Annotated in this window: 22 protein-coding genes; 16 read left to right on the top strand and 6 right to left on the bottom strand. The window is 59.0% G+C overall.

Features of this window, described 5'->3' with window-relative positions:
• The first annotated feature begins 32 nt into the window (after positions 1-32).
• Entirely contained in the window at positions 33-1,022 is a 990-nt protein-coding gene (locus AACY02_RS19170) for an alpha/beta hydrolase family protein (protein ID WP_339433310.1), read from the top strand.
• A gap of 134 nt (positions 1,023-1,156) precedes the next feature.
• Here the strand turns inward: AACY02_RS19170 and AACY02_RS19165 are convergent, their stop codons facing one another.
• The 3 genes from AACY02_RS19165 to AACY02_RS19155 are packed head-to-tail and all read right to left on the bottom strand — an operon-like array spanning position 1,157 to position 3,613.
• On the bottom strand, positions 1,157-1,924 hold the full coding sequence (locus AACY02_RS19165) for a TerB family tellurite resistance protein (RefSeq protein WP_339433309.1): 768 nt from the start codon (positions 1,922-1,924) through the stop codon (positions 1,157-1,159).
• A 1-nt stretch (position 1,925) separates the two neighbouring features.
• Complete coding sequence (gene murU / locus AACY02_RS19160; RefSeq protein WP_339433308.1) at positions 1,926-2,597, bottom strand: N-acetylmuramate alpha-1-phosphate uridylyltransferase MurU; 672 nt, start codon at positions 2,595-2,597, stop codon at positions 1,926-1,928.
• Positions 2,594-3,613 carry an aminoglycoside phosphotransferase family protein gene (locus tag AACY02_RS19155; RefSeq protein WP_339433307.1) on the bottom strand — a complete coding sequence of 340 codons (1,020 nt, stop codon included), beginning with the start codon at positions 3,611-3,613 and terminating at the stop codon, positions 2,594-2,596. The genes murU and AACY02_RS19155 overlap by 4 nt, the downstream gene beginning before the upstream one ends.
• A 130-nt stretch (positions 3,614-3,743) precedes the next feature.
• Here AACY02_RS19155 and AACY02_RS19150 point away from each other — a divergent pair, with 130 nt between their 5' ends.
• From AACY02_RS19150 to AACY02_RS19100, 11 genes are all read left to right on the top strand, one after another.
• Entirely contained in the window at positions 3,744-6,545 is a 2,802-nt protein-coding gene (locus AACY02_RS19150) for an LPS-assembly protein LptD (protein WP_339433306.1), read from the top strand.
• Positions 6,520-7,842 carry a peptidylprolyl isomerase SurA gene (gene surA, locus AACY02_RS19145; protein ID WP_339433305.1) on the top strand — a complete coding sequence of 441 codons (1,323 nt, stop codon included), beginning with the start codon at positions 6,520-6,522 and terminating at the stop codon, positions 7,840-7,842. Before AACY02_RS19150 ends, surA begins: the two co-directional genes overlap by 26 nt.
• Positions 7,839-8,828, top strand: a complete 990-nt coding sequence (pdxA, locus tag AACY02_RS19140) for a 4-hydroxythreonine-4-phosphate dehydrogenase PdxA (protein WP_339433304.1) — start codon at positions 7,839-7,841, stop codon at positions 8,826-8,828. The genes surA and pdxA overlap by 4 nt, the downstream gene beginning before the upstream one ends.
• Positions 8,825-9,643 carry a 16S rRNA (adenine(1518)-N(6)/adenine(1519)-N(6))-dimethyltransferase RsmA gene (gene rsmA, locus AACY02_RS19135; RefSeq protein ID WP_339433303.1) on the top strand — a complete coding sequence of 273 codons (819 nt, stop codon included), beginning with the start codon at positions 8,825-8,827 and terminating at the stop codon, positions 9,641-9,643. The genes pdxA and rsmA overlap by 4 nt, the downstream gene beginning before the upstream one ends.
• A gap of 113 nt (positions 9,644-9,756) precedes the next feature.
• A complete protein-coding gene (apaG, locus tag AACY02_RS19130) occupies positions 9,757-10,137 on the top strand; it encodes a Co2+/Mg2+ efflux protein ApaG (protein WP_339433302.1) in 381 nt (126 codons plus the stop codon).
• Positions 10,137-11,018, top strand: a complete 882-nt coding sequence (locus AACY02_RS19125) for a symmetrical bis(5'-nucleosyl)-tetraphosphatase (protein WP_339433301.1) — start codon at positions 10,137-10,139, stop codon at positions 11,016-11,018. The genes apaG and AACY02_RS19125 overlap by 1 nt, the downstream gene beginning before the upstream one ends.
• Positions 11,019-11,051: 33 nt before the next feature.
• Positions 11,052-11,381 (top strand): thiosulfate sulfurtransferase GlpE, encoded by a 330-nt coding sequence (glpE, locus tag AACY02_RS19120; protein WP_339433300.1) that lies wholly within the window; start codon positions 11,052-11,054, stop codon positions 11,379-11,381.
• Positions 11,382-11,675: 294 nt separating this feature from the next.
• Positions 11,676-13,598, top strand: coding sequence for a PrkA family serine protein kinase (locus AACY02_RS19115; protein WP_339433299.1), 1,923 nt, complete (start codon positions 11,676-11,678; stop codon positions 13,596-13,598).
• 121 nt (positions 13,599-13,719) lie between these two features.
• Positions 13,720-14,991, top strand: coding sequence for a YeaH/YhbH family protein (locus AACY02_RS19110; RefSeq protein WP_221731105.1), 1,272 nt, complete (start codon positions 13,720-13,722; stop codon positions 14,989-14,991).
• Positions 14,988-16,550 (top strand): SpoVR family protein, encoded by a 1,563-nt coding sequence (locus AACY02_RS19105; RefSeq protein ID WP_221731106.1) that lies wholly within the window; start codon positions 14,988-14,990, stop codon positions 16,548-16,550. The genes AACY02_RS19110 and AACY02_RS19105 overlap by 4 nt, the downstream gene beginning before the upstream one ends.
• Positions 16,551-16,613: 63 nt before the next feature.
• The gene (locus AACY02_RS19100; RefSeq protein WP_339433298.1) at positions 16,614-17,843 is read left to right on the top strand and encodes a multifunctional CCA addition/repair protein; all 1,230 of its coding nucleotides are present in this window, start codon (positions 16,614-16,616) and stop codon (positions 17,841-17,843) included.
• 83 nt (positions 17,844-17,926) lie between these two features.
• Here AACY02_RS19100 and folK read toward each other — a convergent pair whose 3' ends face one another.
• Positions 17,927-18,445 (bottom strand): 2-amino-4-hydroxy-6-hydroxymethyldihydropteridine diphosphokinase, encoded by a 519-nt coding sequence (gene folK, locus AACY02_RS19095; RefSeq protein WP_339433297.1) that lies wholly within the window; start codon positions 18,443-18,445, stop codon positions 17,927-17,929.
• A complete protein-coding gene (gene folB, locus AACY02_RS19090) occupies positions 18,436-18,792 on the bottom strand; it encodes a dihydroneopterin aldolase (RefSeq protein ID WP_056786656.1) in 357 nt (118 codons plus the stop codon). The genes folK and folB overlap by 10 nt, the downstream gene beginning before the upstream one ends.
• Before the next feature lie 74 nt (positions 18,793-18,866).
• On the opposite strand from folB, the gene plsY reads away from it, so the two are divergent.
• On the top strand, positions 18,867-19,436 hold the full coding sequence (plsY, locus tag AACY02_RS19085) for a glycerol-3-phosphate 1-O-acyltransferase PlsY (RefSeq protein ID WP_339433296.1): 570 nt from the start codon (positions 18,867-18,869) through the stop codon (positions 19,434-19,436).
• Positions 19,437-19,459: 23 nt separating this feature from the next.
• On the opposite strand, the gene tsaD is transcribed toward plsY, so the two are convergent.
• The gene (gene tsaD / locus AACY02_RS19080) at positions 19,460-20,485 is read right to left on the bottom strand and encodes a tRNA (adenosine(37)-N6)-threonylcarbamoyltransferase complex transferase subunit TsaD (protein WP_339433295.1); all 1,026 of its coding nucleotides are present in this window, start codon (positions 20,483-20,485) and stop codon (positions 19,460-19,462) included.
• A 199-nt stretch (positions 20,486-20,684) separates the two neighbouring features.
• Here tsaD and rpsU point away from each other — a divergent pair, with 199 nt between their 5' ends.
• The 3 genes from rpsU to rpoD all read left to right on the top strand — a co-directional run bounded on the left by rpsU (position 20,685) and on the right by rpoD (position 25,266).
• Entirely contained in the window at positions 20,685-20,900 is a 216-nt protein-coding gene (gene rpsU / locus AACY02_RS19075; RefSeq protein ID WP_002551877.1) for a 30S ribosomal protein S21, read from the top strand.
• Positions 20,901-21,386: 486 nt separating this feature from the next.
• Positions 21,387-23,351: a DNA primase gene (gene dnaG, locus AACY02_RS19070; RefSeq protein ID WP_339433335.1), complete on the top strand. Its 1,965-nt coding sequence runs from the start codon at positions 21,387-21,389 to the stop codon at positions 23,349-23,351.
• Positions 23,352-23,418: 67 nt separating this feature from the next.
• Positions 23,419-25,266: an RNA polymerase sigma factor RpoD gene (gene rpoD / locus AACY02_RS19065; RefSeq protein WP_339433294.1), complete on the top strand. Its 1,848-nt coding sequence runs from the start codon at positions 23,419-23,421 to the stop codon at positions 25,264-25,266.
• Positions 25,267-25,301 lie beyond the last annotated feature (35 nt).

The raw sequence follows: 25,301 nt of genomic DNA, 5'->3' as shown, positions 1-25,301 counted from the left end.
CTGCCGGGATACTTTCTGGCCTGGAATAACCGATGCCCTCTGTCTACCGCCTGGCAATGCCAGCATTGTGCCTGTCGCTGATCCTGCCTTGTGCGTTTTCCGTCGAAGCGGCCGATCCGGCGCCTGCCACCACGTCGGCCCAACCCGCTGAAGAAAAACCCGTCGAACGTCAGCCACTGCTTGAGCGTAGTCAGGAAGAGGCGGCGGCACTGGAACGTATCGTCCCGACGCAAGAACAGCAACAATTGCAGGCTGGCAGCGAGACCTTCCTTGCCCTGTGGAAACCGGCCAATACCGCCGAACCCAAAGGCGCGGTGATTATCATCCCCGGCGCGGGCGAAACAGCTGACTGGCCTCAGGCAATCGGCCCGTTACGGCAAAAATTGCCGGACGTCGAATGGAGCAGCCTGAGCATCACCCTGCCCGACCTGCAAAGCGATGTCATCGCACCGCGCGTGATCGAAGCGGCGGCACCAGCGAAAGCCCCCGAAAGTGGCAGCAAGGATGCCACCACTGCGCAACCGATCGAACAAGCGGCTGGCGGTGAAGCGGAGGTGGCCGATCAGGTGGTGGCCGAAACGACGGAAGAACAAGCCAAAGCGGATGCCGAACGCATCTTCGCGCGCATCGACGCAGCCATTGCCTACGCCGAACAGCAGAGCGCACGCCGTATCGTGGTGCTCGGTCACGGCACGGGGGCCTACTGGGCAGCGCGTTATTTGAGCGAGAAGCAAACGGCGCAGGTCGAGAAGTTTGTCATGGTCGATGCGCAGGTCCCGACCAAGGCCAAACCACCACTGGCCGAACTCACGCCCATGCTGAAGTTGCCGACCGCTGATATTTTCTACATGGACAAACCGCTGGATCGCCATGCGGCGCTGGAACGGATGCAGGCGAGCAAGCGTTTGAAGACTTCGGCGTTCAGCCAAGTCGCACTCAAGGCACTGCCGGACAACAAGGCAGAGCAGGAACAATTGTTCCGCCGGGTGCGTGGTTGGTTGAATCCGCAGAACCCGGACTGATCCAGCGCCGAGTTGCCCCATTCGCGAGCAAGCCCGCTCCCACACTTGATTGCATTTCAACTGAACAAACGCGATCGAATGTGGGAGCGGGCTTGCTCGCGAAGAGGCAAGTGCTAACAACACCCATCTAGTGCCTAACGAAAATCCCGCCGTTCCCGAATCAACGTGTAGGCGTTGTGCAAATCGCGGGTTTTCTCGGTCGCTTCACGCACCTGTGCCGGTGTCGCACCGCTGCCGGCAATCTTGTCCGGATGATGCCGACTGAGCAAACGTCGATAAGCCCGTTTGATCTGCGCCGGCTCGCTGGACACCGAAACACCCAGCAGACGCATCGCTTCCTGATAGCTCACCGCCGCACTGACGATTGGCCGCTTGCCGGGCTCGTAATCACTGGCCAGTGCCTGCACCTGATGCGTCGTCCAGCCCAGCCATTTACCCCACTGCGCCAGCAACTCCCGCTCACTGACGCCAGCTCGACCGTCGGCCCAGACCATCCGCCAACACGCACGCAATACGCCTTCGGCCGCGTGCGGCTGCGCACTCAAACGCCGAAGATAGCCGCGCAGACGATCACTGCCGGACTTGCCGCGATTGAACGCCGCAATCGCCCGACGCATCGCCGGGTCGCTCATTTCCAGCGCTCGCATCTCGTTGCGCGCCTGCTGAATATGCCCGTCCGTGACCCGGCCATCACTCTTGGCCAGACGCCCGAGCAACACAAACAACAATTCGTCGTTGCGCAACACCGACCGACCACCGAGTTTTTCCCGCAGATGCCCCCAGCTCTGCAAGTGCAGGCGCCGATCCAGCGCCTGCCCCAACAACGCCCCAAGCATGGCCCCCGGAATGCTGGCGATAGCAAAACCCGCTCCGGCTCCAATCAGAGTCCCTGGCCACAACATATCAGCGACTCGCTTCTATCAAGGTTTGAGCTTCGGCCAGACGCTCGTGCGTGCCGACATCAACCCAATGGCCCTTGAGTCGCTCGCCAGTAACCTCGCCTTCAGACATGGCCTTGCGCAGCAACGGCGCCAGTTTGAAGGCGCCGTGTGCACAACCCTCGAACAGTTGCGGATGGAGCACGGCGATGCCGCTGTAAGTCAGCGTCGCGGCATCCGCCTGGCCATCAATCACTTGCCCGTCAACCAGTGAGAAATCACCGGCAGGGTGATGCGCCGGATTGTCCGCCAGCACCAGATGCGCCAGACCGGGGATCGGTTGGTGCAGCACGCTGAAGTCGTAATCGGTCCAGATGTCACCGTTGACCACCAGAAACGCGTCGTCACCGAGCAACGGCAGCGCCCGGAAAATACCGCCGCCGGTTTCCAGCGGCTCGCCTTCCGGCGAGTACTGAATGCTCACCCCAAACTGCGAGCCATCACCCAGGTAATCCTCGATCTGCTGACCCAGCCAGGCGTGATTGATCACGATCTCGTTGAATCCGGCTGCCGCGAGGGCGCGCAGGTGATATTCGATCAACGGGACGCCGCCGGCACGCACCAGCGGTTTGGGCGTGGTCAGGGTCAGCGGGCGCATGCGCTCACCTTTGCCTGCCGCCAGAATCATTGCCTTCATGCCGTCGCTCCACCACGCAGGCTGGTGAACAGCGCTTGCAGTTCCGCCAGCTCAGGACGACGAGCGATCACCGCCTCTATATAAGAGAAGAAGCGCGGCACATCGGCCAGATAACGCGGCTTGCCGTCGCGATGGCAGATGCGCGCGAAGATGCCGATGACTTTCAGGTGACGCTGCACACCCATCAGGTCGCTGGCGCGCAGGAAGTCTTGAAAATCTGGCTGCACCGGGATGTTCAGCACCGAGGCTTGCTGCCAGTAACGCTCCAGCCATCCGTGTACGCGCTCCTCAGGCCAACTGAGGAAGGCGTCCTTGAACAGACAGGTCACGTCGTAGGTCACGGGGCCATACACCGCATCCTGGAAATCCAGCACACCGGGATTTGGCTCGCTGAGCATCAGATTGCGCGGCATGTAGTCGCGGTGCACCAGCACTTTTGGCTGGGCCAGGGCGCTATTGATCAACAGATCGCTGACCTGCTGCCACTGTTGTTGCTGAGTCGCATCGAACTCGACACCGAGTTCACGCTTCACGTACCACTCAGGGAACAGTTCCAGCTCGCGGCGCAGTAAAGCAACGTCATAACTGGGCAACGGCGCAACCATCGGCAACTGCTGAAAAGCCAGTAATGCTTGCAGGGCATCGTTGAACAATGCGTCGGCATTTTCAGTGTCGATCACGTCCAGATAGGTCTTGTTGCCCAGGTCATTGAGCAAAAGAAATCCGCGTTCGAGGTCTTCTGCATAAATTTTCGGCACATTTATTCCGGATTTCGCCAGCAAAAAGGCGATATCCACGAACGGTTTGCAGTTTTCCTGGGGGGGCGGCGCGTCCATGACGACGAAGCTGCGACCCGCGCCCTCCCAACGGAAGTAACGGCGAAAACTCGCGTCGCTACTGGCCGCGGTCAACGTGGCCGGGGGCACGGCGCCCCAACCCTGATCTGCAAAAAGGTTTGCCAACTGCTCATCGAGCCAAAGTTTCAGGTGTTGCAAGCGTACATCTTGGTCAGGCATTGCAAGGGTCTCCGACGGCGCTAGCCGTCAAGCGGGTCATGCTTTATTATCCAGCATCTTTTTCAGACCATCGAGAGGCGTGCGGCCCACACCGCGGGCAGATGGCACGCAGGAAGCCCGGACTAATAAGATGGCATTGAAATCCCCCGCGTTTCGTAAAAAATTTCCGTTGTTGGTAACCGGCAGTCTGCTGGCTATGCAACCTCTGGCCAGTCAATTCGTTGTCGCCGCCGAGCAGTATGACTGCTCTGTATCGGCTACGGGTGCCTGGGACTGTTCGCCCAAGACGCCGGCCGCTGCATTGCCGCCGCGTCCGGTGCATGACGGCAGTGCCGTCAGCGCCACCGGCGAAGCCCCGGCACAGAACGGTTCGACCACCGACACTGGCGCCAAGCCCGTGCTGGTCACCGAAGCCAAGGGCCGCGGTTTGAAATCCCGTAGCGAAGACTTCAGTCACCTCGACTGGGTTGCGCGCGAGAAGCTCACCGCCGCCCAATTGGCCGAGACCGGTCCATATTGCTCAGGTGCTTATATCGAGCCGATTCGTCCTGGCATGAATGACAAGACGAATAAAAGCGATGCTCCGACCTTTATCGGCGCAAAAGCCTCTCGCTATAACACCGATGATCAAGTCGGTACGCTGGCCGGTGATGTCGTCCTGCGTCAGGGCAGCATGCAGGTCGAGTCCGACGAGGCCAGCCTGTATCAGGCCGAGAGCCGCGCCGAGCTCAGTGGCGACGTGCGTATCCGTGACAACGGCGCGCTGATCGTTGGCGACCACGCCGATGTGCAGCTCGACACTGGCGAAGCCAAGGTCGACAACGCCGAATACGTGATGCACAAATCGCGCATTCGCGGTAACGCGCTGTACGCCAAGCGTGCCGAAAACGCGATCATCCGCTTGAAGGACGGCACGTACACCACGTGCGAACCGAACAGCAACGCCTGGCAGCTCAAGGGCAACAACATCACCCTGAACCCGGCCACCGGCTTCGGTACCGCGACCAACGTGACGTTGCGCGTCAAAGACATTCCGATCCTGTACACGCCGTACATCTACTTCCCGATCGATGACCGTCGCCAGTCGGGCTTCCTGCCGCCGACCATCGGCACCGGCAGCGACACTGGCTTCATGCTGGTAACGCCGTACTACTTCAACCTGGCGCCTAACTACGACGCCACGCTGTATCCGCGCTACATGAGCAAGCGTGGCATGTTGGTGGAAGGTGAGTTCCGTTATCTGACCAAGTCCAGCGAAGGCCAGTTCGGCGCTGCGTACCTGAACGATGACGACACCGAACGCAGCAAGCAGACCGATTACGAAAAAACCCGATACATGTACAACTGGCAGCACAAGGGCGGTCTCGACTCCCGCGTGCTCACTGAAGTTGACTACACCAAGATCAGCGATCCGTATTACTTCCAGGATCTGCAAACCGATCAGATTGGTGTGAAATCCGGCGACTACGTGAATCAGCAGGGCGCGGTTACCTATCGTGGTGACAGCTATACCGCGCGGTTGAACGCTCAGGCGTATCAGTTGGCAACCGTTTCGAACATCACGCCGTATGATCGTTTGCCGCAGATCACCTTCAATGGTCAGCTGCCGTATCACCCGCAAGGTTTGAATTTCGATTACGAGACCGAGCTTGTTCGGTTTGATCGTGATCTGAAAAGCGGGACGTTCACTCAGGAAGACGGCGTTACGACAGAACCTCGACTGGACAACAACATTCAAGGTCTGGCCCGTGCAAACGGCGACCGTCTGAATCTGAAGCCCGGTGTAAGTCTGCCAATGAACTGGACCTATGGCTTCTTAAAGCCATCGCTCAAGTATCAGTACACCCAGTATCAATTGGATCTGGACGGTACTGGTAAATCCCAGATTGCTGCAATGTCGCCGGAAAATCAGAACCTCTACGGAAAATTCGGTAGCAACCAGAACCGCGGCGTGCCAATCGCCAGCATCGACAGCGGCCTGTACTTCGACCGTAACACGTCGTTCTTTGGCAAGAACTACCGCCAGACCCTGGAACCGCGCCTGTTCTACCTCTACGTTCCTGAGGAAGATCAGAAGGACATTCCGGTGTTCGACACCAGCGAATACACCTTCAACTACGCGTCGCTGTTCCGTGACAACCGTTTCTCCGGCTCCGACCGTGTCGGCGACGAGAACAAACTGTCGCTGGGCGTAACCAGCCGCTGGATCGAAGACAATGGCTTCGAGCGTCAACGCATCAGCGTCGGCCAGGCCCTGTACTTCAAGGATCGCGAAGTCCAATTGCCAGGCATCGATGCAAAAACCCGTGATGACGCGAAATCCAACGTTTCGCCATATGCACTGGAATACGAATACCGCTGGAACCGTGATTGGCGCACCACGGCCGATTACAACTGGGATCCGGACAGCCGCAGCCCACGTTCCGGCAGTGCAATGTTCCACTACCAGCCTGAAGACAACCCGAACAAGGTCATCAACGCCGGCTATCGCTATCGCAATGACCAGGTTCGCTACGACCAAAACACCGGTAAATGGTCGGTGGGTGGTGGTGACTACGGCACTCCAGGCCAGCCTGGCTACGTGAAGGACTACTACAAAATCAAACAGCACGACTTCTCGGTGATCTGGCCGATCGTGCCGCAGTGGAACGCCATCAGCCGCTGGCAGTATGACTACAACCGTAACCGTACCCTGGAAGCCTTCGGTGGTTTCGAGTACGACAACTGCTGCTGGAAACTGCGCCTGATCAACCGTTACTGGGTTTCCTATGACGAGTTCAGTCAGAACGCACCGGAAAACGAAAAAGGCGACCATGGCGTCTTCCTCCAAATTGTTCTGAAGGGACTCGGTGGCCTCACTGGCGCCAAGGTAGAGAGCTTCCTCGACAAAGGCATTCAAGGTTATCGTGAACGTGAAGACCAAGCTTTCTGATTGTCTGCGCCCGCTTGTGCTGGGCGCGCTGTTCCTGGGTACTGCGGTGAATGCTGCAGTACAGCCCATCGATAAAGTGGTAGCGATCGTCGACAGCGACGTGGTCATGCAGAGCCAACTGGATCAGCGTGTCCACGAAGTTCAGCAGACCATCGCCAAGCGTGGTGGCGGTTTGCCGCCCCCAGGCGTACTGGATCAGCAGGTGCTCGAACGCCTGATCGTCGAGAACCTGCAATTGCAGATCGGCGAACGTTCCGGTATCCGCATTACCGATGAAGAACTGAACCAGGCTGTTGGCACCATTGCCCAGCGCAACAACATGACGGTGGATCAATTCCGTGCTGCTCTGGCTCACGACGGCCTGTCTTACGACGACGCCCGTGACCAGATCCGTCGCGAAATGATCATCAGCCGTGTACGTCAGCGCCGTGTAGCAGAACGCATTCAGGTGTCGGAACAGGAAGTGAAGAACTTCCTCGCCTCCGACCTGGGCAAGATGCAATTGTCCGAAGAACTGCACCTGGCCAACATCCTGATTCCGACCCCGGAAAGCGCCAACTCTGAAGCGATTCAGAATGCCGCGCGTCAGGCCATGGAGATTTACCAGCAGCTCAAGCAAGGCGCCGACTTCGGTCAATTGGCCGTCGCCAAATCCGCCAGCGACAACGCCCTGGAAGGCGGCGACATGGGCTGGCGTAAAGCCGCGCAGTTGCCACCTCCGTTTGATCGCGAGTTGAGCAGCATGGCCGTCGGCGACGTGACTCAGCCTGCACGCACGCCAGGTGGCTTCATCATCCTGAAGTTGCTGGCCAAGCGTGGTGGCGAAACTCAAACCCGCGATGAAGTGCATGTGCGCCACATCCTGGTCAAGCCAAGCCCGATCCGCGACGAAGCCAAGACCAAGGCCTTGGTTCAATCGCTGTACGAGCGGATTCTGGCCGGTGAAGATTTCGCCACCCTGGCGAAAAGCTACTCCGAAGACCCGGGTTCGGCCCTCAACGGCGGCGACCTGAACTGGATCGACCCGAACGTACTGGTTCCGGAATTCCGCGAAGTAATGGCCAAGACCCCTCAAGGTCAGCTGTCCAAGCCATTCAAGACCCAATACGGCTGGCACGTTCTGGAAGTCCTTGGCCGTCGCGCCACTGACAGCACTGAACAAGCCCGCGAGCAGCAAGCCATGACGGTATTGCGTAATCGCAAATACGACGAAGAGCTGCAAACCTGGCTGCGTCAGATCCGTGACGAAGCGTACGTAGAGATCAAACTTCCTGGTGCAGACCAGGCAGCGCAGTGAAACCCAAGCGTTTCGCGCTGACACCCGGCGAACCAGCCGGCATCGGTCCCGACCTGTGCCTGCTGCTCGCCTCGCAAGCCCAGCCACACCCCCTGATTGCCATCACCAGCCGCGACCTGCTCCTTGAGCGGGCCGCGCAGCTGGGGCTGGCCGTCAATCTGCTGGATGTTGCGCCCGGTCAATGGCCGGATGCGCCCGCACCTGAACATAGCCTTTACGTCTGGGATACGCCGCTCAGCGCCCCCGTGGTGACCGGGCAACTGGACAAGGCCAACGCGGCCTTCGTCCTCGAAACCCTGACCCGCGCTGGCAATGGCTGCCTGAACGGCGAATTCGCCGGGATGATCACCGCGCCAGTACACAAAGGCGTGATCAATGAGTCAGGCATCGCGTTCTCCGGACACACGGAATTTCTCGCCGATCTGACCCACACCGCGCAAGTGGTGATGATGCTTGCCACACGCGGTTTGCGCGTGGCACTGGTCACCACTCACCTGCCCCTGCGCGAGGTTGCCGATGCGATCACGCCGCAACGGCTGGAGCGGGTCACGCGGATTCTGCACGCCGACCTGCAAGACAAATTCGGCATCGCCCGGCCACGCATTCTGGTGTGCGGGCTCAACCCGCACGCCGGTGAAGGCGGACACCTGGGCCATGAAGAAATCGACATCATCGAACCCACATTAGAGCGCCTGCGCGGCGAGGGCATGGACCTTCGTGGCCCGCTGCCTGCCGACACTCTGTTTACCCCCAAATATCTGGAGCACTGCGACGCAGTGCTGGCGATGTACCACGACCAGGGCTTGCCCGTGCTGAAGTACAAAGGCTTCGGCGCCGCCGTCAACGTGACCCTCGGCCTGCCGATCATCCGCACTTCGGTCGACCACGGCACCGCCCTGGATCTGGCCGGCAGCGGCAAGATCGATACCGGCAGCCTGCAAGTCGCCCTGGAAACCGCCTACCAGATGGCCGAGACCCGTTTATGACCGAGCAATACCAACACAAGGCGCGCAAACGCTTTGGCCAGAACTTCCTGCACGATGCCGGCGTTATCGACCGCATCCTGCGCTCCATCAGCGCCAAGTCCGAAGACCGCCTGCTGGAAATCGGCCCGGGCCAGGGCGCGCTGACCGCCGGCCTGCTCAACTCCGGCGCACAACTTGACGTCGTGGAGCTGGACAAGGACCTGATCCCGATCCTCAACCAGCAGTTCGCCGGCAAGAGCAACTTCAACCTGCATCAAGGCGATGCGCTGAAGTTCGACTTCAATACGCTCAACGCCGCGCCGAACAGCCTGCGCGTAGTCGGCAACCTGCCTTACAACATCTCTACGCCACTGATTTTCCACCTGCTGAGCAACGCCGGCATCATTCGCGACATGCACTTCATGCTGCAAAAGGAAGTTGTCGAGCGCCTGGCAGCGGGTCCTGGTGGCGGTGATTGGGGTCGCCTGTCGATCATGGTTCAGTACCACTGCCGCGTGGAACACCTGTTCAACGTCGGCCCGGGAGCGTTCAACCCACCGCCGAAAGTCGACTCGGCTATCGTCCGTCTGGTCCCGCACGCGGTACTGCCGCACCCGGCCAAGGATCATCGCCTGCTGGAGCGCGTTGTTCGCGAAGCCTTCAACCAGCGCCGCAAGACCCTGCGCAACACGCTCAAGCAATTGATGACGTCTGCCGAGATCGAAGCCGCCGGTGTCGATGGCAGCCTGCGCCCCGAGCAACTGGATCTGGCCGCCTTCGTGCGCCTGGCCGACAAGCTCAGCGAGCAAGCCCCAGAGACGCCCGCCGCCGACTGACAAGTGATGAACGCTATCGGGCAGGACGCCACTCTGGTTTACTGCCCGATACTTGCCTAGACTGATTCCCCATCAGCTACGCCCCGCGTTCCGCTTCGTTTAAGGCCTTTTGCATGTCCGATTCCCGTTACCAGGTCGATGTCAGCGTGGTTACCCACTATCTGGCAGACCAATCGCAACCCGAGCACGACCGCTTTGCCTTCGCCTACACCATCACCGTACAGAACAACGGCGACAAGCCGGCGCGACTGATGTCGCGACACTGGGTCATCACCGACGGAGACGGGCACGTCGAAGAAGTGCGCGGTGCAGGTGTCGTGGGTCAGCAACCGTTGATCGATGCAGGCGAAAGCCACACCTACAGCAGCGGCACGGTAATGACCACCAAGGTTGGCACCATGCAAGGCACCTACGAAATGGTCGCCGACGACGGCAAGCATTTCGACGCGATCATCAAACCCTTTCTTCTCGCCGCTCCCGGAGCGCTGCACTGATGGCCACGTATGCCGTCGGCGACCTGCAGGGCTGCCTCGAACCGCTCAAGTGCCTGCTCAAGCAGGTCGCGTTCGATCCGGCGATCGATCGGCTGTGGCTGGCAGGTGACCTGGTCAACCGCGGCCCGCAGTCGCTGCAAACCCTGCGATTTCTATATGGCATGCGCGAGTCACTGGTCTGTGTGCTCGGCAATCATGACCTGCACCTGCTGGCCGCCGCAAAAAACATCGAACGCCTGAAGAAATCCGACACCCTGCGCGAGATTCTCGACGCACCCGACGCCGCCGACTTGCTTGAGTGGCTGCGCCAGCAAAAGCTCATGCACTACGACGAACAACGTGACGTCGCCATGGTGCATGCCGGCATACCGCCGCAATGGTCGCTGCGCAAAGCCTTGAAGCTGGCCGCCGAAGCCGAAGCGGCGCTGCGTGACGATAATCTGCTGCCGCTTTATCTCGACGGCATGTACGGCAACGAGCCGGCAAAATGGGACAGCGACCTGCAAGGTGTGCCTCGCCTGCGCGTGATCACCAACTATTTCACCCGCATGCGTTTCTGCACCGCCGAAGGCAAACTTGACCTCAAGAGCAAGGAAGGCCTCGATACCGCACCGCCGGGCTATAAACCGTGGTTCCTGCACAAGGAGCGCAAGACCCTCGGCTTGCGGATCATCTTCGGTCACTGGGCCGCCCTCGAAGGCCAGGTCAGCGAACCGGGCATCGCAGCGCTCGACACCGGTTGCGTGTGGGGTGGCAGCCTGACCCTGATGAACGTCGACAGCGGTGAACGCCTGTCATGCAAATGCGACGAACACGGTGGCGTCCTGCCGTCAGTCGCACCACTTACCCCCAACACCTCGCCAGTCAGCACACCACGCTAGACTGCGTATTCAGCCGAGCTACAGGAACCCGCCATGAGCGAAGTCAAACGAATCCCCCCGGAACAGGCCCAGGCCCTGCGCGAGAAAGGCGCCGTCGTGATCGACGTCCGCGACCCGCAAACCTACGCCGCGCTGCACATTGCCGGCTCCCAACATATGGACAACCATTCCATCGCCGATTTCATCCGTAACGCCGACCTCGACGCACCGCTGGTAGTGGTCTGCTATCACGGTAATTCCAGCCAGAGCGCAGCAGCGTACCTGATCAGCCAGGGCTTCTCCGACGTCTACAGCATGGACGGCGGCTTCGAGCTATGGCGTACGACTTATCCTGCAGAAACCGCTCAAGGCTGCGCGCAATAATTTTTTTGTCAGGCGCGAGCCCCGGCTGCCGTGGGCCCGCGCTGGGCAGACAAACGGTCTGCCACACATAATTACGTATCTCGCCTTTACCTCCCGAATTCCCAACTATCCTTAAGCCCAGGCCATCCAAAACAGGGGAGAGCCGGTACACCGGCGCACGGGTCATCGGGAGTGACTTTCAAGGTTGTCGACCGCGAAAGTGTTCTGGGGGGTAAACAAGCAGCCACGACGGCCGCTTGCCAGCATCGACTGACTGATCCGGCGTCGGCTCCACGTATCGAGCGAGGTGACGTCATGAGTATCTTTAGCCACTTCCAACAACGCTTCGAGTCCACACGCCAGGAAGAACTCTCACTGCAGGAGTACCTGGAGCTGTGCAAAACGGATCGCAGCGCCTATGTTTCCGCCGCCGAGCGTCTGTTAATGGCTATTGGCGAACCGGAACTGCTCGACACCTCGACCAATTCGAGGCTGTCACGCATCTTCTCCAACAAGGTGATCCGTCGCTATCCGGCCTTTGAAGACTTCCACGGGATGGAAGAATGCATCGACCAGATCGTCTCGTATTTCCGCCATGCCGCCCAAGGCCTGGAAGAGAAGAAACAGATCCTCTATCTGCTCGGCCCAGTCGGTGGCGGTAAATCGTCCCTGGCCGAGAAGCTGAAACAGCTGATGGAAAAAGTGCCCTTCTATGCAATCAAGGGCTCGCCGGTATTCGAGTCTCCGCTGGGTCTGTTCAACGCCACCGAAGATGGCGCGATCCTCGAAGAAGACTTCGGCATCCCTCGGCGCTACCTGAACACCATCATGTCGCCATGGGCAACCAAACGCCTGGCCGAATTCGGCGGCGACATCAGCCAGTTCCGCGTGGTCAAGCTGTACCCGTCGATCCTCAACCAGATCGCCGTGGCCAAAACCGAACCGGGTGACGAGAACAACCAGGATATTTCCGCGCTGGTCGGCAAGGTCGACATCCGTAAACTCGAGGAATACCCACAGAACGACGCGGACGCCTACAGCTATTCGGGTGCGCTGTGCCGGGCCAACCAGGGCCTGATGGAATTCGTCGAAATGTTCAAGGCACCGATCAAGGTGCTCCACCCGTTGCTGACCGCCACACAGGAAGGCAACTACAACAGTACCGAAGGTCTGGGCGCGATTCCGTTCACCGGGATTCTGCTCGCCCACTCCAACGAGTCGGAATGGCATACCTTCCGTAACAACAAGAACAACGAGGCGTTCATCGACCGGATCTACATCGTCAAGGTGCCGTACTGCCTGCGAGTCAGCGATGAAGTAAAAATCTACGACAAGCTGCTGTTCAACAGCTCCCTGGCCAAGGCCCACTGCGCGCCCGACACCTTGAAGATGCTGGCGCAGTTCACCGTGCTGTCACGCCTCAAGGAGCCGGAAAACTCCAACATCTATTCGAAAATGCGCGTGTACGACGGCGAAAACCTCAAGGACACCGACCCAAAAGCCAAATCGATTCAGGAGTACCGCGACTCGGCCGGCGTCGACGAGGGGATGAACGGCCTGTCGACCCGCTTCGCGTTCAAGATCCTTTCGAAAGTCTTCAACTTCGATCCCCATGAAATCGCCGCCAACCCGGTGCACCTGCTCTATGTCCTGGAACAGCAGATCGAACAGGAGCAGTTTCAGGCCGAGACGCGCGAGCGCTATCTGCGTTATCTGAAGGAATACCTGGCACCGCGCTACATCGAGTTCATCGGCAAGGAGATTCAGACCGCGTACCTGGAATCCTACAGCGAGTACGGCCAGAACATTTTCGACCGCTACGTGCTGTACGCAGACTTCTGGATTCAGGATCAGGAATACCGCGATCCGGAAACCGGCGAGATTCTCAACCGCGTAGCCCTGAACGAAGAACTGGAAAAAATCGAAAAACCGGCCGGCATCAGCAATCCGAAGGATTTTCGCAACGAGATCGTCAACTTCGTACTGCGCGCACGGGCCAACAACAACGGCAAGAACCCGACCTGGCTCAGCTACGAAAAACTGCGGGTGGTCATCGAGAAAAAAATGTTCTCGAACACCGAAGACCTGCTGCCGGTCATCAGCTTCAACGCCAAGGCCAGCAAGGAGGATCAACAAAAGCACAACGACTTCGTTACACGAATGGTCGAACGTGGCTACACCGACAAACAGGTACGGCTACTTTCCGAATGGTACCTACGGGTCCGGAAGTCGCAGTGAAGCAGTTGCAAGCTTCTAGCTACAAGCGGCAAGAGAAAAGCGGGTGAGCCCCGATATCGGGAACTGACGGCGCATCGCTTGCTGCTTGAGGCTTACGACTTCAAGCTCCCCGGAGGGGCCTATGAGCTATGTAATCGACCGACGTCTCAACGGCAAGAACAAGAGCACGGTGAACCGTCAGCGCTTTCTGCGACGTTACCGTGACCACATCAAGAAGGCTGTCGAAGAGGCGGTCAGCCGGCGCTCCATTACCGATATGGAGCACGGCGAGCAGATCAGCATTCCCGGTCGCGACATCGATGAACCGGTACTTCACCATGGTCGCGGCGGCAAGCAGACGGTTGTTCATCCCGGCAACAAGGAATTCACCGCCGGCGAACACATCGCTCGCCCACCGGGCGGCGGCGGCGGACGTGGACCGGGCAAGGCCGGCAACTCTGGCGAGGGCATGGACGAGTTCGTCTTCCAGATCACTCAGGAAGAATTCCTCGAATTCATGTTCGAAGACCTCGAACTGCCCAACCTGGTCAAACGCAATCTGACCGGTACCGACACGTTCAAGACCGTTCGCGCGGGGATCAGTAACGAAGGTAATCCCTCACGCATCAACATCATCCGCACCCTGCGCTCAGCTCATGCGCGGCGCATCGCCCTGTCCGGCAGCAGCCGCGCAAAACTGCGTGAAGCCAAAGAAGAACTGGCGCGCCTCAAGCGCGAGGAGCCAGACAACTTCGGCGACATTCAGGAAATCGAGACGGAGATCGAAAAACTCAGCGCGCGCATCCATCGCGTGCCGTTTCTCGACACCTTTGACCTTAAATACAACTTGCTGGTCAAGCAGCCGAATCCAAGCTCCAAAGCGGTGATGTTCTGCCTGATGGACGTCTCCGGCTCCATGACCCAGGCGACCAAGGACATCGCCAAGCGCTTTTTCATCCTGCTGTACCTGTTTTTGAAGCGAAACTACGACAAGATCGACGTGGTGTTCATCCGTCACCACACCAGTGCCCGTGAAGTCGACGAAGAGGAGTTTTTCTACTCGCGGGAAACCGGGGGCACCATCGTCTCCAGCGCCTTGAAAATGATGCAGGAGATCATGGCCGAGCGCTATCCGAGCAACGAGTGGAACATCTACGCGGCTCAGGCTTCCGACGGCGACAACTGGAACGACGACTCACCGATCTGCCGCGACATCCTGATCAACCAGATCATGCCGTTTGTGCAGTACTACACTTATGTGGAAATCACCCCGCGCGAACATCAGGCCTTGTGGTACGAATACGAACGTATCGCCGAAGCCTTCTCTGACACGTTTGCCCAACAGCAACTGGTCTCGGCCGGGGATATCTATCCGGTCTTCCGTGAACTCTTCCAGCGCAGGTTAGTGACATGACCGCCAAAGAGCAGAAGCGCCAACCCATTTCCACCGGCTCCGAATGGACATTCGAGCTGATCCAGACCTACGACCGCGAGATCGCCCGCATCGCGGCGGGCTATGCGCTGGACACCTACCCCAACCAGATCGAAGTGATCACCGCCGAGCAAATGATGGATGCGTACGCTTCGGTCGGCATGCCGCTGGGTTACCACCACTGGTCCTACGGCAAACACTTCCTCAGCACCGAAAAATCATACAGCCGCGGGCAGATGGGGCTGGCGTACGAGATCGTCATCAACTCCGATCCGTGCATCGCCTATCTGATGGAGGAAAACACCATCTGCATGCAGGCTCTGGTGGTGGCACATGCCTGCTATGGCCACAACAGTTTCTTCAAGGGCAACTACCTGTTCCGCACCTGGACCGACGCCAGTTCGATCATCGATTATCTGGTGTTCGCCAAGCAGTACATCATGCAATGTGAAGAACGCCATGGCATTGATGCGGTAGAAGACCTGCTCGACTCCTGCCACGCACTGATGAACTACGGCGTCGACCGCTACAAACGCCCTTATCCGATTTCCGCCGAAGAAGAACGCCGACGGCAGAAGGATCGCGAAGAACACCTGCAGAAGCAGATCAACGATCTGTGGCGCACCATCCCCAAAGGCGCCGACAAGTACAGCGACAAGGATAACGCCCGCTTCCCGGCCGAGCCGCAGGAAAACATTCTCTACTTCATCGAGAAACACGCGCCGTTGCTGGAGCCGTGGCAGCGCGAAATCGTGCGGATCGTGCGCAAGATCGCCCAGTATTTCTATCCGCAACGCCAGACTCAGGTAATGAACGAGGGCTGGGCGACGTTCTGGCACTACACGTTGATGAACGACCTGTACGACGAGGGTCTGGTCACCGATGGTTTCATGATGGAATTTCTCACATCGCATACCAGCGTGGTGTTCCAGCCAGGCTTCGACAGCCCTTACTACAACGGCATCAACCCCTACGCACTCGGCTTTGCCATGTACCGTGACATTCGCCGCATGTGCGAAGAACCCACAGAAGAAGACCGTCACTGGTTCCCCGAGATCGCCGGGACTGACTGGTTGTCGTCCATCAAGTTCGCCATGAGCAGTTTCAAGGACGAAAGCTTCATCCTTCAGTACCTGTCACCGAAGGTGATCCGCGATCTCAAGCTGTTCAGCATCCTCGATGACGATCAAAAGGACGATCTATTGGTGCCGGCGATTCACGACGAAACCGGTTACCGGATCATTCGCGAAACCCTGGCTGCGCAGTACAACCTCGGCAATCGTGAACCGAACGTGCAGATATACAGCATCGATCGTCGCGGCGACCGCTCGCTGACCCTGCGCCACCAGCAACACGACCGCAAACCGCTGGGTGACTCCACTGACGAGGTGCTCAAGCACTTGCATCGCTTGTGGGGCTTCGACATTCATCTGGAAACCCTGCAAGGCGACCAGATCATGAAAACCCATCACGTACCGCCACGCAGTGAACACAGCGAAGGGGATTACGGTCGACTCGACCTGGCCGTCATTCATCTTTGATCCGCTAGCGGCCTCCGAAAGTCCGACGCAAGGGTTATCCTGTCGGGCTAACGGAGGTTTTTTATGCAGATTTTCAAGGTTGGCGGTGCAGTACGTGATCGCTTGCTGGGCAAACCGGTCACCGATGTCGATTGGGTGGTCGTTGGCGCCACTACGGAAGAAATGCTCGCCAAGGGTTATCGCCCGGTTGGCGCAGACTTCCCGGTGTTTCTTCACCCAAAAAGCGGCGAGGAATACGCCCTCGCCCGCACTGAGCGCAAAAGCGGTCGTGGCTATGGCGGTTTTACTTTCCACGCCAGTCCCGAAGTCACACTTGAAGAAGACCTGATACGCCGTGACCTGACCATCAACGCCATGGCCGAGGACGATCAGCAAAATCTGACCGATCCGTACCATGGCCAGCGCGATCTGGAGGCTCGAGTTCTGCGCCACGTTTCTCCGGCGTTCGCCGAAGATCCACTCCGTGTACTGCGCGTTGCACGCTTCGCGGCCCGATACGCCGAGCTGGGTTTCAGCATTGCACCCGAGACCCTGGCGCTGATGAGTCAGCTCAGCGATTCGGGCGAACTGGAGGCGCTGACGGCTGAACGCAGCTGGAAAGAAATCTCCCGGGCACTGATGGAAAATCAGCCACAGGTGTTCATTGAGGTGCTGCGCGAATGCGGCGCTTTGAAGGTGCTGATGCCGGAAGTCAACGCGCTGTTTGGCGTACCGCAACCGGAAGTTCATCACCCGGAAATCGATAGCGGCATTCACACGTTGAGCGTGCTGGAGCAATCAGCGCTGCACAAGCAACCACTGACCGTGCGCTGGGCCTGCCTGCTGCACGACCTCGGCAAAGGCCTGACCCCTGAAGAAGAATGGCCGCGGCACATTGCCCACGAGCACAAAGGGCTGAAGCTGATCAAAGCCGTCAACGCGCGGTTCAAGGCGCCGAAAGATTGCCAGGAACTGGCCCTGCTGGTTGGCCAGTATCACACCCATGGCCACCGCGCTCTGGAGTTGAAAGCATCGACATTGCTGGAGTTACTGCAGAGTTTTGACGTGTATCGCCGACCGCAGCGTTTTGAGGAGTTCATTGCCGCCTGCGAGATGGATGCGCGAGGCCGTAAAGGGTTGGAGCAGCGCAGTTATCCACAGGCCGATTACTTGCGTGGCGCCGCAACAGTGGCGCGAGGTGTGGCGGTGCAACCGTTGCTGGAGAAGGGTTTCAAGGGCCCGGAACTGGGCGAGGCGCTCAAGCGCGAGCGGCTCAAGGCCTTGAAGACTTACAAGGAAGCTTCGGCCTGCTGAACAGCTTCGCGAGCAAGCCAGCGCTCACAGGTAACATGCGCTCCAATGCGGGCGCTGACTTGCTCGCGAAGGTGTCAGTCAGGTCAACACAGAACTGAAGGGGTCAATTGCTCACCCCGCCACTCAAACCTCACCGGCGCCAAGACCTGATCAATCTGTGCCTCAGCCCACAACGTCGCGAAGCTTTTTCCCACACCCGGATGCACGCGATCCGGGGCAATCAACGACAACGGCCACAACACAAAGGCATTTTTCAAGATTTCGGCTCGGGGCAGCACCAGCCCGTCGAAATTGCCCGCCAGATCGCCGTACAACAGCACGTCGATATCCAGCGGCAACCCCTTGCGATCCGGGGCATAACGGCCGTTATCGGCCTCAATGAATTTCAACCGGCGATCCAGCTCCATCAACGGCAAATCGGTAAACGCCGAGACCACGAAATTGAAGAACGGCCCGCTCTTGACGCCTACCGGCTGGCTCTCGAACACCGCCGAACAGCGGATATCCACCAGAAACGTGGCCAGCGCATCAAGACCGGCACGCAAATGGGTTTCGCGCTCGATGTTACTACCGAGCCCGAGATAGACCTGAGTCAGCGACATCCGCGCTCGATCTCCACACCCACTCCGCCTTTGGCGGCCGGCACGGCGCCAGGCTTGGTCAGCTTCAGACGCACCCAAGTGATCTTGAATTCAGTCATCAGCACCTCGACCAGACGCTCAGCGAAGGTCTCGACCAACTGAAACTGCGCCTGCTCGGCAAAAGCCTGAATACGCGTGGAAACGCTAGCGTAGTCGAGCGCCAGGGTCAGGTCGTCACCGGCGGCGGCCGGGCGATTGTCCCAGGCGAAGCTCAGATCAAGACGCAGGCACTGTCGGATGCCGCGCTCCCAGTCGTAGGCACCGATGACGGTGTCAACTTCCAGGCCCTCGATAAATACTCTGTCCAAGCACTTTTCTCCGCTGCACGACAAGGGCGCAATGCGCCGTTAGAATCAGGGCGTCCTCGCCCGGAATAGTTAGCATGTTTTGGTTACTGGCGACTCTCGCCTACCTGCTCGGCTCGCTGTCCTTCGCCATTTTGCTCAGCCGCCTGACCGGAAACCCGGATCCGCGAATGAGTGGCTCGGGTAATGCTGGCGCCACCAACATGCTGCGCCTGGCCGGTCGCAAACTGGCGATCCTGACCCTGCTGGGTGATCTGTGCAAAGGCCTGCTGCCAGTGCTGATCGCATCCGCAGCAGGCCTGTCGCTGCAAGATCAGGCCTGGATCGGCGTGTGCGCCGTGATCGGTCACCTGTTCCCGCTGTATTTCCGTTTTCGCGGCGGCAAAGGTGTCGCCACTGCTGCCGGCATGCTGCTGGGGCTGTATCCGCCCGCAGCCCTGCTGGCGGTGTGCGCCTGGCTGCTGACGTTCTACCTGACCCGTACCAGCTCGCTGGCGGCCCTGATTGCGACACCGCTGACCCTGCCGTTGCTCGCCTGGCAGGAACCGGAGGCGCTGTTGCCGATGTGCGCATTGACACTGCTCATCGTCTGGCGCCACCGCGGCAATCTACGCGACCTGTTTGCCGGGCGCGAACGGCATTTCTAAATACCGCTCAAGAGCGACGCTCATTACAACGCCGACAACTGCTCCATCGGCCAGCGCGCCTGCACGCTGATCGCCAGGCTTTCCTGCTGACCGGCTTGCAAACGCTGGCAGCCGGCAAACGCAATCATCGCGCCATTGTCGGTACAAAACTCGGGGCGCGCATAAAACACGTCGCCCTTCATGTCGCCGAGCATTTTCTCCAGCGAAACGCGCAATGCCTTGTTGGCGCTGACGCCACCGGCGATCACCAAACGCTTCATGCCGGCCTGTTTCAGGGCACGCTTGCACTTGATGGTCAGAGTCTCCACCACGGCCTGCTGGAACGCCAGCGCGATGTCGCAGCGGGCTTGCTCGCCGTCGTCCCCGGCGCTGACGCACTGCTGCCAAGTGTTGAGTGCGAAGGTTTTCAGACCACTGAAGCTGAAATCAAGCCCCGGGCGATCGCACATCGGACGCGGAAAAGTAAAACGTCCCGCGACACCCTTTTCCGCCAGCTTGGCGATTTCCGGCCCGCCCGGGTAATTGAGGCCCATCATTTTCGCGGTTTTGTCGAAAGCTTCACCGGCGGCGTCATCAAGGGTCTCGCCGAGCAGGCTGTATCGGCCAATGCCATCGACCTGAACCAACTGCGTATGGCCACCGGAGACCAACAAAGCGACGAACGGGAATTGCGGCGGTTTCGGTTCCAGCATCGGCGCCAGCAAATGGCCTTCCATGTGGTGCACACCCAGCGCCGGAATGCCCCAGGCAAAGGCCAGCGCTTGTGCGCAAGAAGCGCCGACCAGTAGCGCACCCACCAGGCCAGGACCTGCGGTATAAGCGATCGCATCGATCTCGGTGGGCACGCAGTCAGCCTCGGCCAACACCTGACGAATCAAGGGCAGCATGCGTTTGACGTGATCACGCGAGGCCAGCTCAGGCACCACACCGCCGTAGGCACGATGCAAGTCGATCTGACTGAACAATGCGTCGGCCAGCAAGCCGCGTTCACTGTCATATAATGCGACACCGGTTTCGTCGCAGGAGGTTTCTAATCCCAGTACTAGCATGGGTTTGCGCCTTGTTTAGGCTGAATTCGAAGGCGCGCATAATAGTCGCCGCGTGATGCCCCGGCCAGCGGTTTTCGATCAGAGGCTTTGCATTCCGAGCGATGAGGGGTTAACATCCGCAACCCTTAAAAACCGACGTCTTCAAGTGCTCTTTTGCCGCGAGGATGTTGACCCCGGTAATGAATGAAGGTAGCTCTGGATGCCAGCCGTCAAAGTTAAAGAGAACGAACCCTTCGACGTAGCTCTGCGTCGTTTCAAGCGCTCCTGCGAAAAAGCCGGTGTACTGGCTGAAGTTCGTAGCCGCGAATTTTACGAGAAGCCAACTTCTGAGCGTAAGCGTAAAGCAGCAGCCGCTGTTAAGCGTCACGCCAAGAAAGTTCAGCGCGAACAGCGCCGCGCCGTTCGTCTGTACTAATACACAGACGTTCGTAGCAAGCTTCTTGCCTAAGCCCGGCCCTCAGCCGGGCTAATGGCATTTGCGTAAAACGCTTGATGCTTCACCGTCGAAGCCGCAGACGCGACTTAGACAAATCTGCTTCACCGCGTCAGGCCTGGCTCTTTTGCCAGCGGTGCACGTCTTTTCTGACGAGCCTTTCAAGGCTACTGACGAGCACACCCACTGATTTCTCTAACGACGATCAGCCCAAGGCACCTGCATGCGTGCCCGTTTTATTGAGCTATCCGAGGCCATTAACCGGCCGTCAGCGGATTCAGCGCAACACTTTCAAATAGTCGAAAACTGATAGGCATTAACGTCAGTGGATTTTCGGCAGATACACTTCCCGACAGCGATCAAGCAGACGACACCGGTCGAGCCGCACATTTTGCGCGCTTCGAGCAACGAACCGTGTTCGGCCGCCCTTCGCATCGGACTTATTACAGCGCAGACGACGAGAACGCCATGGCCGGGCTGATTCCCCAGAGCTTTATTGACGACCTCCTGAACCGCACCGACATCGTCGACGTGGTCAGCTCGCGTGTGCAACTGAAAAAAGCCGGCAAGAACTACACCGCCTGCTGCCCGTTTCACAAAGAGAAAACCCCCTCGTTCAGTGTCAGTCCCGACAAGCAGTTCTATTACTGCTTTGGCTGCGGCGCTGGCGGTAATGCCCTCGGCTTTCTTATGGATCACGACAACCTGGACTTCCCCCAGGCTATCGAAGATCTGGCGAAAGCTGCCGGCATGGAAATCCCCCGCGAAGAAGGTGGCCGTCAGCACAAACCGCGACAGCCGACCGACTCGCCGCTGTATCCGCTGCTTAGCGCCGCCGCCGACTTTTACCGGCAGGCACTGAAGAGCCATCCATCGCGCAAAGCCGCAGTGGATTACCTTAAGGGCCGTGGGCTGACTGGCGAGATCGCTCGGGATTTCGGCCTCGGCTTCGCACCGCCCGGCTGGGACAACCTGCTCAAGCATTTGAGCAGCGACACATTGCAGCAAAAAGCCATGATCGACGCCGGCCTGCTGATCGAGAACGCCGAAACCGGCAAACGCTATGACCGCTTCCGTGATCGCGTGATGTTCCCGATCCGCGACACCCGAGGCCGGATCATCGCTTTCGGTGGGCGCGTGCTCGGCGATGACAAGCCCAAATACTTGAACTCGCCGGAAACCCCGGTATTCCATAAAGGCCAGGAACTCTACGGCCTTTATGAAGCACGCAAGAACAACCGCAACCTCGACGAAATAATCGTCGTCGAGGGCTACATGGACGTCATCGCCCTCGCCCAGCAAGGCTTGCGCAATGCCGTCGCGACGCTGGGCACCGCCACCAGCGAAGAGCACTTGAAGCGCTTGTTCCGCGTCGTGCCGAACGTACTGTTTTGCTTTGACGGCGACCAGGCCGGCCGCAACGCCGCCTGGCGCGCACTCGAAGCAACACTGTCGAGCCTGCAAGACGGTCGCCGCGCGCGATTCCTGTTCCTGCCCGAGGGCGAAGACCCGGACACCCTGGTCCGCGCCGAAGGCACCGATGCTTTCAAAGCCCGAATCAATCAGCACGCCCAACCGCTGGCGGATTATTTCTTCCAGCAACTGACAGAAGAGGCCGATCCACGCTCACTCGAAGGCAAGGCCCACATGGCCACCCTCGCCGCACCGTTGATCGACAAAGTACCGGGCGCCAACCTGCGCATCCTGATGCGTCAGCGCTTGACCGAAATCACCGGCCTGAGCAGCGAAACCGTCAGTCAACTGGCGCAAAGTGCGCCGCAGGAAGCGCCACCCGCCTACGATCCGGGCATCGATTACGACGCAATGCCGGACTACAGCGACTACCATCAGCCGCAGGCACAGGACATGTATGTGCCGCAGCAAGAGTGGACGCCAAAGAAACCCGGCGCCGGCGGCAAGAAGTGGGACAAGAAACCCTGGGACAAGAATGGCAAGCGCGGCGGAGATCGTGATCAACAACGCCCGCGCACGCCCATCGGCGTGGAGTCACCGACCCTGACGGCCCTGCGCACACTGCTCCATCACCCGCAATTGGCCGAGCGCGTCGAAGACGCCGGGCACATCGCGGATGAAAATCAGACCAACGCCCAGTTGCTTGTGGCGCTGCTCGAAGCCGTACAGAAGAATCCCAAGCTAAACTCATTTCAGTTGATCGCACGATGGCACGGCACTGAACAGGGTCGCTTGCTCAAGGCGCTGGCAGAAAAGGAGTGGTTGATTGACGGAGATAACCTTGAACAACAGTTTTTCGACACCATTACTAGCTTGTCAGCCCGCCAACGCGAGCGAAATCTGGAACAGTTGCTCAGCAAAGCGCGTCAAAGCGAACTGAGTATCGAAGAGAAAAATCAACTGCGCGACCTATTGAGTCGCAATGTTTCCGCATCAAACCCGACCTCAACTGGCGCGTGAGGTCATAGCTCAGGTATAATCCTCGGCTTGTTTTTTGCCCGCCAAGACCTTCAGTGGATAGGGTGTTATGTCCGGAAAAGCGCAACAGCAGTCTCGTATTATTGAGTTGATCAAACTGGGTCGTGAGCAGAAGTATCTGACTTACGCCGAGGTCAACGACCACCTGCCCGAGGATATTTCAGATCCGGAGCAGGTGGAAGACATCATCCGCATGATTAACGACATGGGGATCCCCGTACACGAGAGTGCTCCGGATGCGGACGCCCTTATGTTGGCCGACGCCGATACCGACGAGGCCGCTGCGGAAGAAGCAGCCGCTGCGTTGGCAGCGGTGGAGACCGATATCGGTCGCACCACCGACCCGGTGCGCATGTACATGCGCGAAATGGGTACGGTCGAGCTTCTGACTCGTGAAGGCGAAATCGAAATCGCCAAGCGGATCGAAGAGGGCATCCGTGAAGTGATGGGCGCGATCGCGCACTTCCCTGGCACGGTTGACCACATTCTCTCGGAGTACACCCGCGTCACCACCGAAGGTGGTCGCCTGTCCGACGTTCTGAGCGGTTATATCGACCCGGACGACGGCATCGCGCCGCCTGCGGCAGAAGTGCCGCCGCCTGTCGATCCGAAGGCCGTGAAAGCGGACGACGATTCCGACGACGATGAAGCCGATTCTTCCGATGACGAAGAAGAAGCCGAAAGCGGTCCGGATCCGGTTATCGCTGCCCAGCGTTTCGGCGCTGTGTCCGATCAGATGGAAATCACGCGCAAGGCTCTGAAAAAGCACGGTCGCAGCAACAAGGCAGCGATTGCCGAGCTGCTGGCTCTGGCCGAGCTGTTCATGCCGATCAAACTGGTCCCGAAGCAATTCGAAGGCCTGGTCGAGCGTGTTCGCAGTGCCCTGGATCGCCTGCGTCAGCAAGAGCGCGCGATCATGCAGCTATGCGTACGTGATGCACGCATGCCTCGCACCGATTTCCTGCGCCAATTCCCGAGCAACGAAGTTGACGAAAGCTGGTCCGACGCCCTGGCCAAAGGCAAGAGCAAGTACGCCGAAGCCATCGGCCGTGTTCAGCCGGACATCATTCGTTGCCAGCAGAAACTGATCGCGCTGGAAACCGAAACCGGTCTGACCATCGCAGAAATCAAGGACATCAACCGTCGCATGTCGATCGGTGAGGCCAAGGCCCGCCGCGCGAAGAAAGAGATGGTTGAAGCGAACTTGCGTCTGGTGATCTCGATCGCCAAGAAATACACCAACCGCGGCCTGCAATTCCTCGATCTGATCCAGGAAGGCAACATCGGTTTGATGAAAGCGGTGGACAAGTTCGAATACCGCCGCGGTTACAAGTTCTCGACTTATGCCACCTGGTGGATCCGTCAAGCGATCACTCGCTCGATTGCCGACCAGGCCCGCACCATCCGTATTCCGGTGCACATGATCGAGACGATCAACAAGCTCAACCGTATTTCCCGCCAGATGTTGCAGGAAATGGGTCGCGAACCGACCCCGGAAGAGCTGGGCGAGCGCATGGAAATGCCTGAGGACAAGATCCGCAAGGTATTGAAGATCGCTAAAGAGCCGATCTCCATGGAAACCCCGATCGGTGATGACGAAGACTCCCATCTGGGTGACTTCATCGAAGACTCGACCATGCAGTCGCCAATCGATGTCGCCACTGTTGAGAGCCTTAAAGAAGCGACCCGTGACGTACTGTCCGGCCTCACTGCTCGTGAAGCCAAGGTACTGCGCATGCGTTTCGGTATCGACATGAACACCGACCATACGCTTGAAGAAGTCGGCAAACAGTTTGACGTGACCCGTGAGCGGATCCGTCAGATCGAAGCCAAGGCGCTACGCAAGTTGCGCCACCCGACGCGAAGCGAGCATCTGCGCTCCTTCCTCGACGAGTGATACCAGAACCCCCGGCCCAGGCCGGGGGTTTTGTT

The sequence above is a fragment of the Pseudomonas sp. EA_65y_Pfl2_P78 genome (assembly GCF_963970495.1).
In the GTDB taxonomy this organism is placed as follows: domain Bacteria; phylum Pseudomonadota; class Gammaproteobacteria; order Pseudomonadales; family Pseudomonadaceae; genus Aquipseudomonas; species Aquipseudomonas baetica_A.
The sequence above is the reverse complement of the archived record's forward strand: the minus strand, read 5'-3'. Positions and strand labels throughout refer to the sequence as shown.